Source organism: Clostridium putrefaciens, from assembly GCF_900461105.1.
Lineage (GTDB): Bacteria > Bacillota > Clostridia > Clostridiales > Clostridiaceae > Clostridium_L > Clostridium_L putrefaciens.
The window spans coordinates 2,062,054-2,079,726 of sequence record NZ_UFWZ01000001.1; the positions used below are offsets into that span (position 1 = coordinate 2,062,054).

Consider the following 17,673-nt stretch of genomic DNA (forward strand, 5'->3'; position numbering starts at 1 on the left):
GTATTTAATTTTATAAGTTTAGACTGTATTATGGTTTAAATGTTGTTGCTCCGCCTGTAGCTGTACCACCTGCAGATGCATTTATCGCTAAACAACAACAACAACAACATGTGCAACATGCTCCTGGGGCAACAGTTACTTTCTCAGTATTATTGCAAGTATTAGCTAAATGTGAATTCATCTTTAACATTATAATATCCTCCTTCCGTTTTAAGTATAGTAATTTTTATATTTATGATTTCTATCGTGGATATGGTAATATATGCCTTGTCCACATTTATATTTTACCATATTAGTTCAATTTAAGTCAAGTTCATCCTATATCCTCCATATCCCTATATATATTCCATGCTTTCAAGTTTACTTTAAATATATTTCCCTCTAATTTTTAGTTAACTTTAGCTTTCTTAAATGGCCATTTTTATCTGGATTCAAAATCACATATTCTGTGCATTTACTAGAACAAAATCCTTCATAAGTATTTTCACATTCTTTACAACATATGTGCTGATCATGACAAGCATCATTAGCACAATTTATATATCTATCAGATGGTTTACCACAATGACTGCATTTTGATATAATAATATCTTCATTAGTATTATTGACTTTTACAGATATTCGTTCATCAAATACATAGCATTTTCCGTCAAACAACTTTCCTTTAACCTTCTCATCTTTACCATAGGTTACAATTCCACCTTCAAGTTGTCCTACATCTTTAAACCCTTTGTTTAAAAGCACTCCTGAAAGTTTCTCACATCTTATACCACCAGTACAATAAGTTATTATCTTTTTATCTTTATGCTGGCTTAAATTTTCATCTATCCACTTTGGGAACTCTTTAAATGCCTTAACGTCCGGTTTTATAGCATTTCTAAAATGTCCTATTTCATATTCATAGTCATTTCTTCCATCTATCACAATAACATTTTCATCTTGAAGTGTTTCACAAAACTCTTCTGGGCTTAAATATTTTCCTGTTATCTCATTTGGATTTACATCACTTTCAGTATTTAAAGTTATTATGCTCTTTCTTTCTCTTACAAAAATCTTTTTAAAAGCATTTTTTTCTACCTCATCTATTTTAAATACCATATCTTTAAATCTACTATCATCCTTCATAACCTTCATATACTCTTCAATAGATTCTGTTTCACCAGAAACCGTACCATTTATCCCTTCACTAGCCACTAATATTCTACCCTTAATACCTAATGACTTACAAAATTCAAGGTGATGTTTTGCAAAATCTTCTACACTCTCTATGTTAATGAATTTATAATAAAGCAATACTCTATAATCTTTTTTATCTTCCATATATCATGTTCCTTCCTTAAAATAGTATGAATTATAACTCCATACTCAAGTCTATTTAATATTATTTATTATATAGTATTCATTGTCTAATTGAAAGTAAATAATATAAATTATAATTTCTTTTACTGCATAAGTATCCTATTCTAAAATACACTGTATCTTTTCTACTTATTCCATTATATTTTCATATGAAAACTTGCTACCGAAAACAGAACTTACTATAAATTGTTTAAAATTCATGATATTATATACTTAAAGTTTAAGTTCTTTTTTATTTTTAAGGAGGTAGGATATAATGTCAAAATTAACAAAGACACTATCTTTAATAGTTGCAATTGTAATATTATTATCTTTAATCTTTGTATGTACTTTGATGATAACAGACTACAAACCTGCTGCAGTAGTAAATTTGACCACTGAAAATAATCCTTCTGAAGCTATTAAGAAAAATGTTACTTTTTCAGTTTCAACTTTCAATATAGGTTACTGTGGTATGGATAAAGGTCAAGACTTTTTCATGGATGGAGGGAAAGGGTCTCGTTCAAGCTCAAAGGAAGAAACCATCAATAACCTAGATGGTATAACAAACTTTTTAAAAGATCAAAACTCTGATATATACTTTATTCAAGAAGTTGATGAAAAATCTACTAGAAGTTTTAACGTAAATCAACGTGAACATATATCCGAAGAAATGGATGGTTACGGTAAAACATTTGCATATAACTATAAGGTTTTATGGGTACCTATACCAGTTACTAAACCACATGGAAATGTAAATTGTGGACTATTTACACTATCTAAATTTAATATTTCTAACTCAGCACGATTTGACTATCCTGGAAAAGAAAATTGGCCAAGGCAACTTGGAGATCTTGATAGATGCTTTATTGAAACTCGTACTACCGTAGAAGACGGAAAGGACCTTGTACTAATTAATTCTCATTTATCCGCTTACGATAAGGGTGGAAATATAAGACATCAGCAACTTAGCTTCTTAAAAGAACATATAACTAATGAATATGAGAAGGGAAACTATATAATTGTAGGTGGAGATTGGAACCATCTTATGGAAGATACTGACCCAACCAAATTTGATTCTACAGAGAGCTTTCCAGATTGGCTCCAGAAACTACCAGATAACTTTAAATCTAGCGATTTTGAATGGGCTGTAGATGGAACTGTTCCCTCATCAAGAACAGTTGAGTTTCCATATGAAAAGGGGAAAAACTTTCTATCGGTAATTGATGGATTTTTAGTTTCAAAAAATGTAGGTATTGAAAAGGTAACAGGACATAACTTAGAATTTGAACATACAGATCATAATCCTGTAACGGGTTATTTTATATTAAAATAGATTATACTAATAACACATCTAGAACTCTTAATTACTGTGTAAAGGAGCGTAATTACAATGAACTTAATTAATAAACCCATATCCGTTGTATATGAATTTGATAATGCTGGAATAATTAATCCATGCAAGTTTTTTATTACTAATGATGACGGTATAGAACACGAATTTAATATAAAAAGAATAATAAGAAGAGATAAAGAAAAACTTTCACCTGATGTTTATGGATATACCTTTACTTGTGAGATACTAGTGGATAATAAAATATCATTATGTGATTTAAAAGTTAATATGAAAACTTCTGAGTGGATTCTTTTTAGAATGTAAATGTAAAACAAAAGGTTGCTTTTATAATTAAGTTAACCTATTGAAAACAAACAAAAAAAATAGTTATTATACCTAATGTGTATAATAACTATTTTTTATTTCTTTAATATGATTATTCTATTTATTTAACATAATATTCAATATTGTTTTGTCAGTATCCTCCATACCTTCTACTCCAAGTATTCCAAGGCTTTGTATACTTCTTTCTACATCTATTCCTACTATACCTTGACTTTCCTTAGGCTCTACATCTTTTAATGCAAGAGTAGCACATTGTATTGCTGCATTAATTCCAGTAGCAATTTTCAAGGAACAAGTTGTTTTTGCACCATCGCAAATCATACCTGAAATATTTCCTATCATGTTTTTTATAGCATATTTTATATTTTTAATATCTCCATCTAGAAGATATGTAATAGCAGCTGAAGATCCTATTGACGCTGCTATACCCGCTCCACATAAAGCTGATAATCTTCCTATATAAGATTTAACATGTATAGTTATAAGATTACTAATGGCTAGCGCCCTTGCCAACTCTTCATCGTCTTTTTTAAGTTCATCGCTTAAAATAACCGATGGTATTGTGGCTGTTATTCCTTGATTTCCACTACCAGATGTAGTCATTATAGGCATTGTGCATCCTGACATTCTAGCATCTGATGCAGCTGCAGTACTTGCAACCATTCTATTTTGTAGACTGTCTCCACCTAAAACTATGCTAGTAGAATTAAACAACCTTTTACCTACATTAAGGCCATAATCACCCTGTAGTCCTTCAATAGAAACAAGCTTATTCATTTTAGCTCCCTCTAATAGAAATTCAATGCTCTTAAACTCTACATTTGTTGCAAAGTTATAAATGCTTTCTACCGTAATCTTTCTTCCTATATTACAGTCTTCATTTTTAAGTTCACTATTAATATTATCTAAAATTATATTTTCATCTAACTCTATTTTTACTATATTCTTGTGATTTCCACTTATAATTACCTTTGCAATATGATCTTTAGTTTTGCAATGAGTCTCTATGTAAAGCTTATCACAGTTTTCCTTCAATTCAATTTTTATCTTCCCCTGGGCTACCATTGACTTAGCAGTGTCTATATGCTCTTTTGTAACATTATTCAGTACTTGAAGTTCTAATTTAGAATCTCCGCCTATAAATCCTAGGGCTGCTGCAATATCTATACCTATCATTCCAGTTCCTGGTATCCCAACCCCTAGGGCATTTTTTATTATATTTGCACTTAGAAATAGATTAATACTTTCTATTTCATCTTTTAATAATTCTTTGCACTTAGACGTTGCATATGCTATAGCTATAGGTTCTGTACATCCTAACGCAGGTACAACTTCCCTTTTTAAAAGTTCAATATATATATTATTATCCATGGTATCCCACCTTTTAATCCTTTTGTTTAATTTACAGTATTACTTTGTTTATTGTTATAACTTTTCATAATAAAGTATATTGGAACTCCAACTATAAGTCCACCAAGTCCCCACATAATCTTTTCTAAAGAAGATTGTGCAAGTAGCCATATGCTTACACCTACAGCTATTATAGGTATTACAGGCCCAAAAGGAACCCTAAATGAACTTTTGAGGTCCGGCCTCTTTTTCCTTAATACTATTATAGATAAGCATGTAGGTACATACTGTGCAAATCTTGATACAACACTTATAGCTGCAAGCTTAGTGAAGCTTCCTGATAAAGCTATTGGTATAGCTAAAGCTACTGTTATAATTATAGCTATATATGGTGTGCCTCTAGTACCTTGTTTTGCTATAACCTTTGGTATCAATCCATCCTTTGCTAGAGCTACACCACTTCTTGGAGTTATAAAAGATGCCGCTATATTTATTCCTCCTATAGATATTAGAGTGCCTGCACTTACTATCGCTCCTCCAAAAGATCCAAGAAATACAGTAGCTGCATCTGCTACTGGTGTTTTACTAGTTGCAAGTCCTTCACCCAATATTCCTATGGAAATTCCTTGTATTAATAAATAAAACATAGAAACTATTATCATAACTGTTATTATAGCCTTTGGGACATTTTTTTCTGGGTTATCCATATCCTCTGCTGCTACTGCTATAGATTCAAACCCCGTAAATGCATAAAATATTAAAAGTGCTGCTGCTCCAAAAGAGCCTCCAACATAACTGCCACTTGGGAACACAGGTGTGAAATTGCTTCCCTTTATGTAAAATATACCTATAGCAACAAACATCACAAGTGGAACTAATTTTCCGATTGTAATTATATTATTTAATGCCTTAGATATGTTAACACCTAATATATTTACTAATCCAAGTCCAACTAGTATACATACAACTATTATATTACTTATAGTCTTATCTGCAGCTGCTGGCCAAACTTTTGCTAAAGCCGTGGAAAAGGCTACTGCCATAGTAGACCATGCTATAATACTTATGGCCCACTTCATAAAACCTACTTCAAAACCTATGAAATCTCCAAAGGCCTCCCTTGCATAAACATAAGGCCCACCATTCTTTTTAAACATACCACCCGCCTCTGCAAAGCACATAGCAATACTTATAACAAGTAACATATCAAAAACTATTACAACCATACTAAAAGGACCTATTAAAAGCATAGCTTGATTTGGAAGTAAAAATATACCTGAACCTATAATTGCATTTATACCTAAAAGCACAATGCTCCAAAACCCCAGTTTTTTATTATCAAACATAAAAAATCTCCTCCCCTATAATTAAATTTTATTTGAGCATGCTTCTACAAGTCCTTTGAATATAGAAAGCATATTTTCATTTTCTGAAGACATCATTTCTGGATGCCACTGTACGCCTATTACAAATTCTTCATGTTTGTGTTCTATAGCCTCTATAATACTATCCTTTGATACAGCAGAAGCTACAAAGCCTTTGGCAACTTCCTTAATAGCTAGATGATGAAAGCTATTACACATTGTTTCTTCGCCTAAAACTTCTCTTAGTTTTGTTCCCTCTTTTATTTTAATAGTGTGAGTTGGCGTATTTGATAGCGATGCTTGATTATGTTTTATATAACAACCTTCTATAAAGGATAAATCTTGATATAAGTTTCCCCCATTAACAACGTTTAGCAATTGATGTCCTCTACAAATTCCGAGTATAGGCTTTTTTGCTTCCATTGCTAACTTTATTAAAGTTATATCAAAGTCATCCCTCTTCGGTAATATTCCACCAAGCTTTTGCGAAGGCTCTTCTCCATATAATAACGGGTTTACATCATGACCTCCAGATATTATAATTCCATCTACCATTTCCAACTGTTCTTTTATATCATTTTCATTTTTTATAAGTGGAATAATCACTGGAATTCCACCTGCTTTTATAACAGACTTAATATAATCATCATTTACATAAGCCCTTTCATATCCTGGAAACATTCCTCCTTCATCTACAATTATACTTCCTGATATACCTATTCTAGCTTTTCTTTTCATATATACCTCCTATCATAATTACATATGTATTTATATGTCTATATTAATAGCAATCCTTATGCCAAAACCTTGACGTATTGATATTAATTTAACAAATCCAAGATCCACGCCCATTTTGAAAACATTTTCACTGCTTTTCTATATTTAATTCTATCAATTGTTATTGAATATGTAACTTTATATTTAATTAATAGGTTTATTAATAGGAATAAGTTCCTATTAATAAACCTATTAATTTTATGTATCTATTTATATTTAATTAAAAAGTTACAACCTTTCTTAGTTATCTTACTTCCCTTTCTTCCCACATATGAATTTATTAGCTCTAACTCATTTAATGTTTCTAATATTCTTTTAGCTTCCCCCTCAGAAATCTCTAATCCTTTCTCCTTCAATATATTAATTATAGCTACTCTTCCAATATTCTTTTCTAATTTATTAAAACTATTTATTAAATTAAGAAACTCTATAGCTGTTTCAAAATCACAGCTACTTTTCAAAATTTCTTTTTCATAATTACAATTCTTCTCTTTATAATCTAGTGTTGATGGTAAATTCTTCACCTCTACCTTATCGTCGCACATGAGCGAAATGTAGGATGCAACATTCTGAAGTTCTCTTATGTTTCCAGGCCACCCATAGCTAGTTAAAATATCTTTTACCTCATCTTCTATATATATGTCTCTTCCAATAAAATAATTTAAAAGATCAATTATATCTCTCGTCCTTTCTCTAAGTGGCGGTACCATTATTGGAAGAACATTAAGTCTATAATAAAGATCTTCCCTAAATTTATCTTCTTTAATCATTTTAAGAATATCTTTATTTGTAGCCGCAATAATCCTTACATTTATATTTATAATGTTTTCTGATCCTATTGGCATTATCTGTCTTTCTTGAAGAACTCGTAATAGCTTTGTTTGAAGCAAAACTGGCATATCGCCTATTTCATCTAAAAATATCGTTCCATTATTAGCTGCTTCAAATAGACCTTTTTTCCCTTCTTTTAAGGCTCCTGTAAATGCTCCCTTTTCGTAACCAAAAAGTTCGCTTTCAAGTAAACCTTCTGGCATAGCTGCACAATTTACAGCTACAAAAGCCTGCTTATTTCTTTCAGATTCATTATGTATTGACTGTGCTAAAAGTTCTTTACCTGTTCCGCTTTCACCTCTAATAAATACTGTAAGATCTGATTTCGATATCTTTTTAGCAAGATTAATACATTGAATCATTGAAGGTGACGTAGTCTTTATATGACTAAAATAATATCTCGCCATTTGGCCCTTAGCCTTTATTTGTTTTGTAAGATTTTGTTCTAATTGTTTTATGTAAGTTATTTCTTGAATATTATAGTAACTACCTGCTTTAACTCCTAAATTATATATACTTGTCTTTTTAACATTTATATACTTATCTCTAACTTGAAAAACTTCATCTAAAATTTCTTCTTCCTTTAGAACTTTTTCAAGGCCGTTTTTAAAAACCTTATCTACTGATACTCCTTGTATATCCTCTTTTAAGTCTAAAACTTCTCTAAACCTTTCATTGAATACTTTTATTATTCCCTTCTCATTAGTAATTATTACACCATCCCTAGATATATTTACTATAGTATCGAGCTCATCCATTTTTAAAAATAACTCTTTATATTTGTCCCTAATTCCATCATCAAGACTTACAATCTTTTCAGAATATTTAACAAGCTTCTTGCCTATATCTATGGTATCTATTCCAAGGGCACTTATTATCTGTATAAATGTTGATATATCTATATACCTATTTCCAAGGTCTATAATTTTTTTTATATGACTTGGTATCCTCTCTGATACCCCCGGTGTAAGGGCTATATTTATATTAGAATAATCTATATTTTCTTTGTAAGCTATTAGATTTAAATGAGTTACACCTACTTCATAAAATAAAGATACGGTTTCGTAGGTAGTTTGATCATTATCATTAACCACCAAAACCTCCGTACCCTCTGGAATAGAAAATACCTTGTATATTTCATCTTCTCTAAACGTCCTATTTACTACTATTATTTTGCTCTTTGCACTAACATATTTTTTTATTTCATAAGCTCTTTCTCTTATCATTACGAGAACAACCTTATCCTCTATAATATCTTTCCCTTCTAGATGATCTAGAAAGTAACTATTAATCACAATCTTATCCCCTAGCACTTGCCTTAAATTGTTTTCTAAGAACTTAGTAAGGTAGCTATCTCTATCAGTTATTATACCTATGGATTTCATGTTTTTTTCCTCCAAGATTATATCAATTTTTGATGTTCTTTAATTATTCTTTTCTAATAATGTAAAACTAAAAGTAATAACTTAAAATACTGTTATAATGAAATTATAGGATACCCATATTAAAAATAACAGATAAATATTAATTACATTAGCATATTTAATATTTTACTAAAAAGTCTTATCACTAATTTGTTTTATAATTATAATTTCAAAAGGAGTGTTTTTATGAAATATGATGTAAGTGTTATCACTAAAGACAATCAAACTACTAAAAAGTGGTCTGGGGGAACTACAACTGAAATCTGTATTTTCCCGAAAGACTCAAATTATGAGGATAGAAATTTTACCTGGAGGATAAGCTCTGCAAACGTTGAAAGTGAAGAGTCTAATTTCACATATTTAAAAAATATATGGAGAGAAATCATGATCTTAGATGGAAATGTAAAGTTAATTCATAATGATGAAACCTCAATAAACTTAGCTACATTTGAAAAACATAGTTTTAGTGGCCATTGGAAAACTACAAGCTATGGTAAAGTGACAGACTTCAACTTAATGGTATCAGAAAATGCAAATGGCAATATTTCTTATATAAAATTAAATGAAAATACTATGAGTGAGTTCTCACTTAACATTAAGAATAAAAGAAATCATAAAAACTTATCCTATGGATTCTATTGTTATGAAGGCAATATAAAAGTGTGCTTAGACAATAAATCCTTTATTCTAAACAAAAATGACTTTTTCCTTATTAACTTAAAAAAGGGCTTTGGTTCTATGTATTTAATTAATGAAGGCAATAATATAGCTCATATTGTTAAGGTTAAAATAGTATATAATTAAGTGAAAAGATTTTCTGTATTCTTGATTGCAGAAAATCTTTTTGCTTGTATATTGTTATATTAGATGTCTTTTAAAAATGATACTTCAAGATATCTTTTGTTAATACATACTACCTTTTTCAAATATCTTTAATAAACGTAAATAGTGATTAGCTTCTCTTAAAGTGTGATCACCAAGTAGTGGCATTATAATGGACTTAATTTTACACTCTATTAATCCTTTTGTAGCCTCAGCCTTAAATTTACTTATTTCTATAGTTGCTTTAAGGCTATCATTTGTCACTTTTGAGATTGGAATTGTTTTATCCATGGCTTCTTTTGACTGTGCTTCTAGTTCAGTAAACTCGTTTCCAAAATCATTTGCTATATTTATAAGATCATTTTCCGTAGGATCAAGAAGTCCACGAATAAACTTTGAGTGTTCTGCCATAATTTCATTCCAAAAAACTTCCTCCACATAAGCTTCTCTTTCTAATACAACTTCTTCACGATTTTGAAGCTTTTGAATAAGATTATAATAAAACTTTGCTTCTCTTAAAATATGATCTATAAGTAAAGGATAGTTATTTGTAAATAACCTACAATTTAAGACATTTGATAGTAACATAGTCTTAAATTCTGCTAAAGCTTTAACTAAATCCATAGCCCTATTATTAATCATGACTACTCTTTCTTCAAGCATATGATTATCTATAACCTTACTTAAATCCAAAGGCCGTAATTCTTGCTCTGCCCTTGTTAAACTAGTTGGAATATTTACCCCTGTAAGATAAGATGAAGCCATTTCTGCTTTTAGCGTAAAAGGTGTCACCACTTCCCCTGACTCTAATACGCTGGCACTAACAACACCATTTGAAAGTGATATTACATCTACCAAAAGCCTATCAAATTCTGCTCTAAACATATCTGCTTTAACCATAAGATTTGAATCTCTTTGTACAAAACCTATTTGTAGAAAAAAGGAATGTTCTTTCATTATTCGTGCAAAGAAAAGATGCAACTCTAATGATTGTCTTATAAAATTACTATTTGATAACATATTCAACCTCTTTAATATAATTATTCACTGCTATTATATTAGAAAAACAAATACATTATTACATAAAAAAAGATTATCTCTGAGGTGCTCCCTTTTTATGGGTTCACATCATAGGTTCTTATATAATCTTGTAATTCTATTATGAATCTTTCCATGTCTTTATAATCTATCTCACCAATATTTGCTACTCTAAAGGTATTTGCATCAGATACCTTTCCTGGATAGATAGTAAATCCTCTTTCATATAAAAAATCATGCATATCATCAAATTTATATTTAGGATTTGTTGGTTCTAGTATTGTGGTTATAAGTTTTGAATGATCTTGTGACTTTACCAAATGAGTTAGATTTAACTTATCTAATCCTTCTAATAAAACATCACAATTCTTTACATATCTTTTATTTCTTACTTCGATGGTTTCTTCTTTTGCCTCTATTATAGCTTGTTTTAAGGCATAAATAACTTGCACTGGTGGAGTAAACCTCATTTGATAATTCTTTATAAAATATTCATATTGCTTATATAAATTTAGGTATACATTTCTTGGTTTATTATTTTTTGTGAGTAAAAGGCTATTTATATTTGCGATTACGAAGCTTATTCCAGCCATCCCTTGAATACACTTATTTGAACTAGATGCCATATAGCTTATATTCATAGCTTTCATATCTATAGGAATACCTGCGTAGGAGCTCATGGCATCTACCATCATCTCTATATTATATTTTTTGCAAAGTGCACCTAATATTTCAACATCATTTAATAGTCCTGTGGTAGTTTCATGATGAACTACAGCTAAGTGACTCACTTCACCTTTATTTTCTTTGATAACCTTTTCAAGCATTAATATATCAATAGCCTCTACGTTGGAACTTTTAAATTCTATAAAACTTATATCATAGGCTTTTGCTATTTCACACATTCGCTTTCCATAAGCACCATTATTTATAATAATTAAAGTTCCATCTGATACTACTGAACTTATCATAGACTCTACAGAAGCTGTACCTGAACCACCAAATAAAATCGTAGTATATTCTTGAAGGCTACCTACAAATTTAGTTAGCTCCTTTGAAACGAACTCCATAACCTCTCCAAACTCTTCTTCTCTTGGGCATATATCAGGAACTACTTGGGCAAGCTTTACAGTATCCGTTGTAGTTGCTGGACCTGGGTTTAACAATACATTTCTCTTTATCTCCATAACATTTTAGCCTCCTATTAATTATTTTGCTAGAAATTTCATGAACGCTTCTTTGTTTTCTATTGGAGAAGTTGTTGGTCTTCCTAAGTCTTTTCTAGCTCCTTTTCTTACCTTAACTTCTAGTAATACTGGACCTTTAGCATCAACTACAATTTTAAGATAAGCTTTTAAATCTTCAAATGTGGAAACAGTAAATGTTTTTGTATATCCGCAGTATTTAGCAATAGAGGCTATATCTATATCGAATCCTACTGTTGACTGCCCCCCAACTGAATCATGAGCTCCATTATTAATAACAATATGTTTAAAATTCTCTACCTTTTGTGATCCGATTATAGCAACTCCACCCAAATGCATTAAAATAGCGCCATCCCCATCTAGACAATATACATCTTTGTTAGGTTTTGATAGTGCAATTCCTAATGCTATTTGAGATGCATGTCCCATAGACCCTACTGTTAGGAAATCTCTTTCGTGCCCCATTTTTCTAGATTCTCTCGCTTCAAATAGCTCTCTAGACGCCATGCCAGTTGTGGACACTATTGTATCTTCATTACCTAAAACACTAATTATTTCCTTAATTGCATCTTCCCTGCTCATTTCAAATTTAACCTTTGATTGCTCTTTTAACTTGTAAGTAGAAAATGTACCTTTGGTAACCACTAGTGCATAAGGTTTCTTTTCTTTTTTCATGTATTCTACAGCTTTAGATATCTTTCTTTTCCATATATCTACATCATCTTTTTCTGTTAATATGCTGTACTCAATGTCTAGCACTTCTAATAGCTTTAAAGTTATAAGACCTTGCTTTTTATGTTGTGGCTCATCTTTTTTATTAGGTTCACCTCTCCAACCTATCACAAGTAATGCAGGTATGCTATATACTAAAGGATCATTTAAAGATGCTAGAGGATTTATTATATTTCCCTGTCCTGAATTTTGCATATAAACTAATGCAGCATTCCCTGTAGCTAAGTAGTGTCCTGAGGCTATGGCCAGTGCATTACCTTCATTTGCTGCAACAATATTATTCTTACTATCTACATTTTCCTTAATATAGGAACAAAAATCTTTTAATAAAGAATCTGGAACACCTACAAAAAAGTTTATTCCATTACTTTTTAAATTCTTGTAAAATTCTTCAGTATTTATCATTTTATTTTCCTCCAGGAATTAAGTTTAATATTTCTTTTATTGGCATGCAATCTTTGTCTGCTTCTAAGGCCCTTTCATTTTCTAATATAGTTCTAGCAGTATTCATCATAGCTGGATATGCACTTCTTATAAGATGATTTGCATATATTATAATATTAACTCCAGCATCCTCTAATTCTCTTTCTGTTATATGAGCATAAGAAGTTGGAACTACTACTAATGGCACTCTTTTATCAAACTCTTTATATCTTGCGCAAAACTCTAATATTTCACTTCCATCTTTATGCTTACTATGAATCATTATCCCATCTGCTCCTGCTTCTATATAAGCTTTAGCTCTACTAAGTGCATCATCCATACCAGCGTTTAATATTAAACTTTCTATTCTAGCTATTATCATAAAGTCATTAGTTACTCTTGCTTCTTTTCCAGCTCTTATCTTCTTTGAAAAGTTTTCAATAGTATCTTGATTTTGAGAAACATCCGTTCCAAAAAGAGAATTCTTCTTAAGTCCTACTTTATCCTCAATTATAATAGCAGATATACCTAGTCTTTCTAGAGTCTTTACTGTATATATAAAATGCTCTATCTTTCCACCGGTATCACCATCTAATATTATAGGTTTTGTAGTTACTTCTAATATATCATTTATAGTGTTAAGCCTTGATGTAAGATCTACAAGCTCAATATCTGGTTTTCCTTTAGCTGTAGAATCACAAAGGGAGCTTATCCACATTCCATCAAATTCTTTTATTTTATTGTTTTGCTCTATCTTTGCCTTCTCTGCTATAAGACCTGTTAGTCCATTATGAGCCTCTAAGATTCTAACATGACCCTTAAGAGATAAAAGATTTCTAAGCTTTTTCATTCTTACCTGTGGCGTTGTACCAATTTGAGCTATTGTTTCATCTAATTTAGTTATAGAAACCCCCTCCGTATACTTAACCTCAACAAGCTCTCCTCCCCATTCTTTTAGGGTACTTATTACTCTTTCTCTTAAAGGCTTTTGTATTCCCTGTTTCCAGTCATCACCGTGAACCACATAGTCAGGCTTTTCCCTTAGTAAATTTGGAACTTGATCTAATGTATCTTGAGGAATAACCTTACATACCCCTTTAATGTTTTCTACTACTTGCTTTCTTTCCTCATACTTTAAAAATGGATTCCTAAAGTACTCGCAGATAACTTCATCTGTATGTAAGCCAACTACAACCTGTCCTAATTTCCTAGCTTCTTGTATTACATTCAAGTGTCCGTGGTGAATTATATCAGCGCTCATTGCTACATATACCTTTTTCATAACACCCATCCTTTACCTTAAATATTTGCGTATATACTTGTTCAAATTATGAACCTTAAGTTAAGTTTACTTTATTGAAGGATTTATATCAACTAGTTTTACAATTTTTAATAAATAAATGTTAAATTAACTATAAAACCCATTATGAATAGGTTCATAATGGGTTTTAGCAGAATTGACTTAATCATTGTTTCTTAATTTCCTTACAGATAACAATAATAATACCACGGATATACCTAACAATAGTAATATATAATTCATAACATAAGCTAAACTTTCTCCATATAAAACTTCACTGCTAGCTACATTAATCCAAGTAGTAGGTATAAACTCTGATACCCTTTTTAAGAAACTAGGCATGATCTCTCTTGGCCAAAAGCATCCTCCAAGCATAGCAAAAGGTATATTAATAAGTGCGCTTATAGCTCCTGATTGCCTTAGATCATTAGAGTGAGTTGCTATAAATAATCCTAAAGACACAGTAAACACTGCAAATATCATAAATAATCCTAATATACTAAAGGGAGTATCTCCTAAATTGAACTTAAATAAATACTTCATAAAAGAAAAGAATAATATAACCTGAAATACTGATATAGTTAAAAAGCTTAAAAGATTTTCTACAATATACCTTCCTCTAGTCAAAGGAGTTGTAAAATATCTTGTAAATAAATTCTTTTCTTTATCTTTTATTAACATGTTGGTAGTAGAAGTAGTTAAAAACAACATATTTAGAACTATAAAACCAAGCGCTGCTGAGGTTTTAGATTTATTTCCTTCACCCTTATCAACACTTTCATATTGAACCTTATAGCTTCCCTCTTCATAATATTTAATTCCTTTGTAAAACTCTTCCTCACTGCCCTTAGATACTGAAGCTATCTTTTTTATATTATTTAAATATCCATCTAAATAAAGTTTTATAGACATAGCTGCATTTCCTTCTTTTACTTCATAACTTTCTAAAGAGACATCCTTACCATTAATTATATCCATAATAAACCCTTTTGGTATAACAATTGCATAATCTATATCGTTATTCACAAGGCTATTTTGGATATTTTCTTCATTATCTAAAATCACTGTTCCCTTAGTTTTTATATTTTCTATAAGCTTATTTGAAAACGCTGTCTTATCTTTATCTACAACTGCAATCTTTAAAGCTTCAGTTCCATTAGAACCTGAAAAAGCTATAATCATAAATATAATAGGCAATACAATTATAAACAATAAATTTATCTTATTTTTAAATAATCTTTTTAAGTTTGTTAAATAAATGGTCATTATACTATGTCCCTCCTTCCGGAAATCTTAGCTCCTATAAATAGGATAAATGTAAATACCCAAATACCCAATATGCTAAATAGCACCTCTTTTGAGTCTGCCCCATAAATACTTTTAAATATAGCATTTTGAGCTAAATAATTTGGTGTTATACGTGATAACTTTCCAAGTATACCATCACCAAAATCTATCTTTACAAAACCTCCACCTAAAAATGTAAGTATAGGAACTAGTATATTTAAAATAGCTAATCCATACAATCCCTTCTTAGTTGCCATACAAACAAATATTCCAAGCATAGTAGACATAATTGCAAGTGATAAAATTGTTAAGAATATTACTCCTAAGTTATTACCAAAATTAACATTAAACATAAACTTTGATACAAGCAATAATAATAAAGCTTGCCACAAGAGAGTAAATACTACACCTATGCCTTCTCCAAGGAACATTTCCCAAAGCCTTACAGGCGATGACTTAACTCTTCCACCAACCACACTATAATAATCCTTATCTATAGCAAAATTTGCATATATAGCTCCAAACATCATAATCATTATAAGCATAGTTACAGCATAGTAATCTATAGCTGTTGGCTTTTTCCCTGAAACACTTACTATCTTAGAATCTATATTATTATATTCTTTTATAGAAAAATCTCTAGCCTTTAAATTAGCTAAAGCCTCGAAACCATTTGCCTTATCTGCATAAGACTCCATGATACTCTTAACTATCGATACCTTTAAAGCATTATAATCGCTACCAATCACTTTAAATTTACCTTCTATATTTTCATCATATATAATCAAAGCCTCATATTGTTTCTTTTCAATAAGCTTTTTAGCTTCTTCTACATCTTCTGTTTTAGTTGGTGCTATAATATCTGAAAGGTCGTTTAAATTTATAAACTTTTCAAAATTATCTCCATTAACTCCACTAGTATTATTAACATATAATACATTTACCTGTCCTATGTTTTTAGCAGTAAATTCATCACTACTTCCTAGGGCATTGCCTAATATAGCTATCAATATAATAGGTATTACTAGCATAGACACTAATGATTTCTTATCTCTTGTATATTGAATTATTCTATATTTAGCTATTACAAGAAAATTCATAGCCCTCACCTCCTTAATCTCTTAGCTTTTTACCTGTTAAGTCTAAAAATACTTCTTCTAAAGTTATATTGCTTCCATCTTCTTTACTAACAAGCGACTTTAATTCTTCTTTACTTCCTCTTGCAATAATCTTGCCTTTATCCATTATACAAATATCTGTGCATATAGCTTCTACCTCTTCCATATAATGAGATGTGTATATTATAGTTGATCCCTGCTCATTTAGTTTCTTTACTGTTTCTAGTATATTATTTCTTGATTGAGGGTCAATACCAACCGTAGGTTCATCCATTATGATTAGTCTTGGCTTATGAACAATTGCACAAGCTATATTTAATCTTCTCTTCATACCCCCTGAAAACTTTGTAGGAAAATCTGACTTTCTATCCCATAACCCTACAAATTCTAATGTTTCTTTTACTGAAGCCTTTAGTTTTTCACCTTTAAGTCCATATAATCTTGCAAAAAATGTTACATTTTCATAGGCAGTTAAATCATCTACTAAGGCTAAATCTTGTGGTACTACCCCCATATTCTTTTTTATTTCAAGAGAGTCTTTTTTTACATCCTTATTAAATATCTTTACATCACCTGTAAATTTAGTATATATACCACTTAAAACGCTTATAGTTGTAGTTTTCCCTGCTCCATTAGGTCCTAAAAGGCCAAATATTTCGCCTTCCTTTATGTTTAATTCCTGTATATCTACTGCTTTAAAATCTTTATAACTTTTTTCTAAATTCTTTATACTTATTATCATAATTAAATCATTTCCTTTCTTTAGAAAAATTCAGGTAATAAAAACTTCTTTTTATATTACTATTTTATTTTGCTCCTTTTAACAATAATTATCAAGCGCTATTTAATGTTAAACAATCTTATTTTTATAAATTAAGCCCTTCATACTTTTATATACCTCTAAATTATCTTATTCTATAAATATCTTATAGCTACTTTATTTTTAATATGAACATTTAAAGTAACAAAATTAACTTATTGGC

Annotated in this window: 16 protein-coding genes; 3 read left to right on the forward strand and 13 right to left on the reverse strand. The window is 30.3% G+C overall.

The window, feature by feature from the left end:
- Window positions 1-28: 28 nt before the first annotated feature.
- Window positions 29-190 carry a streptolysin S family TOMM toxin gene (locus DY168_RS09155; protein WP_115641504.1) on the reverse strand — a complete coding sequence of 54 codons (162 nt, stop codon included), beginning with the start codon at window positions 188-190 and terminating at the stop codon, window positions 29-31.
- Between the two features lie 191 nt (window positions 191-381).
- Window positions 382-1,320, reverse strand: a complete 939-nt coding sequence (trhO, locus tag DY168_RS09160) for an oxygen-dependent tRNA uridine(34) hydroxylase TrhO (RefSeq protein WP_115641505.1) — start codon at window positions 1,318-1,320, stop codon at window positions 382-384.
- Between the two features lie 295 nt (window positions 1,321-1,615).
- Here trhO and DY168_RS09165 point away from each other — a divergent pair, with 295 nt between their 5' ends.
- Together DY168_RS09165 and DY168_RS09170 are read left to right on the forward strand one after the other, a co-directional pair.
- Window positions 1,616-2,674: an endonuclease/exonuclease/phosphatase family protein gene (locus tag DY168_RS09165; RefSeq protein WP_115641506.1), complete on the forward strand. Its 1,059-nt coding sequence runs from the start codon at window positions 1,616-1,618 to the stop codon at window positions 2,672-2,674.
- Between the two features lie 57 nt (window positions 2,675-2,731).
- Window positions 2,732-2,998: a hypothetical protein gene (locus tag DY168_RS09170; protein WP_115641507.1), complete on the forward strand. Its 267-nt coding sequence runs from the start codon at window positions 2,732-2,734 to the stop codon at window positions 2,996-2,998.
- A gap of 117 nt (window positions 2,999-3,115) precedes the next feature.
- On the opposite strand, the gene DY168_RS09175 is transcribed toward DY168_RS09170, so the two are convergent.
- The 4 genes from DY168_RS09175 to DY168_RS09190 form a co-directional block, all read right to left on the reverse strand.
- Window positions 3,116-4,390: an L-cysteine desulfidase family protein gene (locus DY168_RS09175; RefSeq protein WP_115641508.1), complete on the reverse strand. Its 1,275-nt coding sequence runs from the start codon at window positions 4,388-4,390 to the stop codon at window positions 3,116-3,118.
- A 26-nt stretch (window positions 4,391-4,416) separates the two neighbouring features.
- Window positions 4,417-5,715: an APC family permease gene (locus tag DY168_RS09180; protein ID WP_115641509.1), complete on the reverse strand. Its 1,299-nt coding sequence runs from the start codon at window positions 5,713-5,715 to the stop codon at window positions 4,417-4,419.
- Between the two features lie 21 nt (window positions 5,716-5,736).
- A complete protein-coding gene (locus DY168_RS09185; RefSeq protein ID WP_115641510.1) occupies window positions 5,737-6,471 on the reverse strand; it encodes a gamma-glutamyl-gamma-aminobutyrate hydrolase family protein in 735 nt (244 codons plus the stop codon).
- Window positions 6,472-6,716: 245 nt separating this feature from the next.
- The gene (locus DY168_RS09190; RefSeq protein WP_115641511.1) at window positions 6,717-8,726 is read right to left on the reverse strand and encodes a sigma-54 interaction domain-containing protein; all 2,010 of its coding nucleotides are present in this window, start codon (window positions 8,724-8,726) and stop codon (window positions 6,717-6,719) included.
- A gap of 225 nt (window positions 8,727-8,951) precedes the next feature.
- Between DY168_RS09190 and DY168_RS09195 the strand changes: the two genes are divergently transcribed.
- The gene (locus DY168_RS09195) at window positions 8,952-9,569 is read left to right on the forward strand and encodes a HutD family protein (protein ID WP_115641512.1); all 618 of its coding nucleotides are present in this window, start codon (window positions 8,952-8,954) and stop codon (window positions 9,567-9,569) included.
- 99 nt (window positions 9,570-9,668) lie between these two features.
- Here the strand turns inward: DY168_RS09195 and DY168_RS09200 are convergent, their stop codons facing one another.
- The 7 genes from DY168_RS09200 to DY168_RS09230 form a co-directional block, all read right to left on the reverse strand.
- The gene (locus DY168_RS09200; RefSeq protein ID WP_115641513.1) at window positions 9,669-10,607 is read right to left on the reverse strand and encodes a DUF2935 domain-containing protein; all 939 of its coding nucleotides are present in this window, start codon (window positions 10,605-10,607) and stop codon (window positions 9,669-9,671) included.
- A gap of 95 nt (window positions 10,608-10,702) precedes the next feature.
- Window positions 10,703-11,812 (reverse strand): 2-aminoethylphosphonate aminotransferase, encoded by a 1,110-nt coding sequence (locus tag DY168_RS09205; RefSeq protein ID WP_115641514.1) that lies wholly within the window; start codon window positions 11,810-11,812, stop codon window positions 10,703-10,705.
- Between the two features lie 21 nt (window positions 11,813-11,833).
- Complete coding sequence (aepY, locus tag DY168_RS09210) at window positions 11,834-12,967, reverse strand: phosphonopyruvate decarboxylase (protein ID WP_115641515.1); 1,134 nt, start codon at window positions 12,965-12,967, stop codon at window positions 11,834-11,836.
- Window position 12,968: 1 nt separating this feature from the next.
- Window positions 12,969-14,267 carry a phosphoenolpyruvate mutase gene (gene aepX, locus DY168_RS09215; protein WP_115641516.1) on the reverse strand — a complete coding sequence of 433 codons (1,299 nt, stop codon included), beginning with the start codon at window positions 14,265-14,267 and terminating at the stop codon, window positions 12,969-12,971.
- 180 nt (window positions 14,268-14,447) lie between these two features.
- Window positions 14,448-15,551: an ABC transporter permease gene (locus DY168_RS09220; RefSeq protein WP_115641517.1), complete on the reverse strand. Its 1,104-nt coding sequence runs from the start codon at window positions 15,549-15,551 to the stop codon at window positions 14,448-14,450.
- Window positions 15,551-16,672 (reverse strand): ABC transporter permease, encoded by a 1,122-nt coding sequence (locus DY168_RS09225; protein WP_115641518.1) that lies wholly within the window; start codon window positions 16,670-16,672, stop codon window positions 15,551-15,553. The genes DY168_RS09220 and DY168_RS09225 overlap by 1 nt, the downstream gene beginning before the upstream one ends.
- A gap of 13 nt (window positions 16,673-16,685) precedes the next feature.
- On the reverse strand, window positions 16,686-17,432 hold the full coding sequence (locus tag DY168_RS09230; RefSeq protein WP_115641519.1) for an ABC transporter ATP-binding protein: 747 nt from the start codon (window positions 17,430-17,432) through the stop codon (window positions 16,686-16,688).
- Between the last annotated feature and the right edge of the window lie 241 nt (window positions 17,433-17,673).

What these genes read in the sequence shown, in the direction of transcription:
- DY168_RS09180 (WP_115641509.1), bottom strand. Translation starts at nt 5,715, where the DNA reads ATGTTTGATAATAAAAAACTGGGGTTTTGGAGCATTGTGCTTTTAGGT.
- trhO (WP_115641505.1), bottom strand. Translation starts at nt 1,320, where the DNA reads ATGGAAGATAAAAAAGATTATAGAGTATTGCTTTATTATAAATTCATT.
- DY168_RS09205 (WP_115641514.1), bottom strand. Translation starts at nt 11,812, where the DNA reads ATGGAGATAAAGAGAAATGTATTGTTAAACCCAGGTCCAGCAACTACA.
- aepX (WP_115641516.1), bottom strand. Translation starts at nt 14,267, where the DNA reads ATGAAAAAGGTATATGTAGCAATGAGCGCTGATATAATTCACCACGGA.
- DY168_RS09195 (WP_115641512.1), top strand. Translation starts at nt 8,952, where the DNA reads ATGAAATATGATGTAAGTGTTATCACTAAAGACAATCAAACTACTAAA.
- aepY (WP_115641515.1), bottom strand. Translation starts at nt 12,967, where the DNA reads ATGATAAATACTGAAGAATTTTACAAGAATTTAAAAAGTAATGGAATA.
- DY168_RS09165 (WP_115641506.1), top strand. Translation starts at nt 1,616, where the DNA reads ATGTCAAAATTAACAAAGACACTATCTTTAATAGTTGCAATTGTAATA.
- DY168_RS09190 (WP_115641511.1), bottom strand. Translation starts at nt 8,726, where the DNA reads ATGAAATCCATAGGTATAATAACTGATAGAGATAGCTACCTTACTAAG.
- DY168_RS09220 (WP_115641517.1), bottom strand. Translation starts at nt 15,551, where the DNA reads ATGACCATTTATTTAACAAACTTAAAAAGATTATTTAAAAATAAGATA.
- DY168_RS09200 (WP_115641513.1), bottom strand. Translation starts at nt 10,607, where the DNA reads ATGTTATCAAATAGTAATTTTATAAGACAATCATTAGAGTTGCATCTT.
- DY168_RS09175 (WP_115641508.1), bottom strand. Translation starts at nt 4,390, where the DNA reads ATGGATAATAATATATATATTGAACTTTTAAAAAGGGAAGTTGTACCT.
- DY168_RS09170 (WP_115641507.1), top strand. Translation starts at nt 2,732, where the DNA reads ATGAACTTAATTAATAAACCCATATCCGTTGTATATGAATTTGATAAT.
- DY168_RS09230 (WP_115641519.1), bottom strand. Translation starts at nt 17,432, where the DNA reads ATGATAATAAGTATAAAGAATTTAGAAAAAAGTTATAAAGATTTTAAA.
- DY168_RS09155 (WP_115641504.1), bottom strand. Translation starts at nt 190, where the DNA reads ATGTTAAAGATGAATTCACATTTAGCTAATACTTGCAATAATACTGAG.
- DY168_RS09185 (WP_115641510.1), bottom strand. Translation starts at nt 6,471, where the DNA reads ATGAAAAGAAAAGCTAGAATAGGTATATCAGGAAGTATAATTGTAGAT.
- DY168_RS09225 (WP_115641518.1), bottom strand. Translation starts at nt 16,672, where the DNA reads ATGAATTTTCTTGTAATAGCTAAATATAGAATAATTCAATATACAAGA.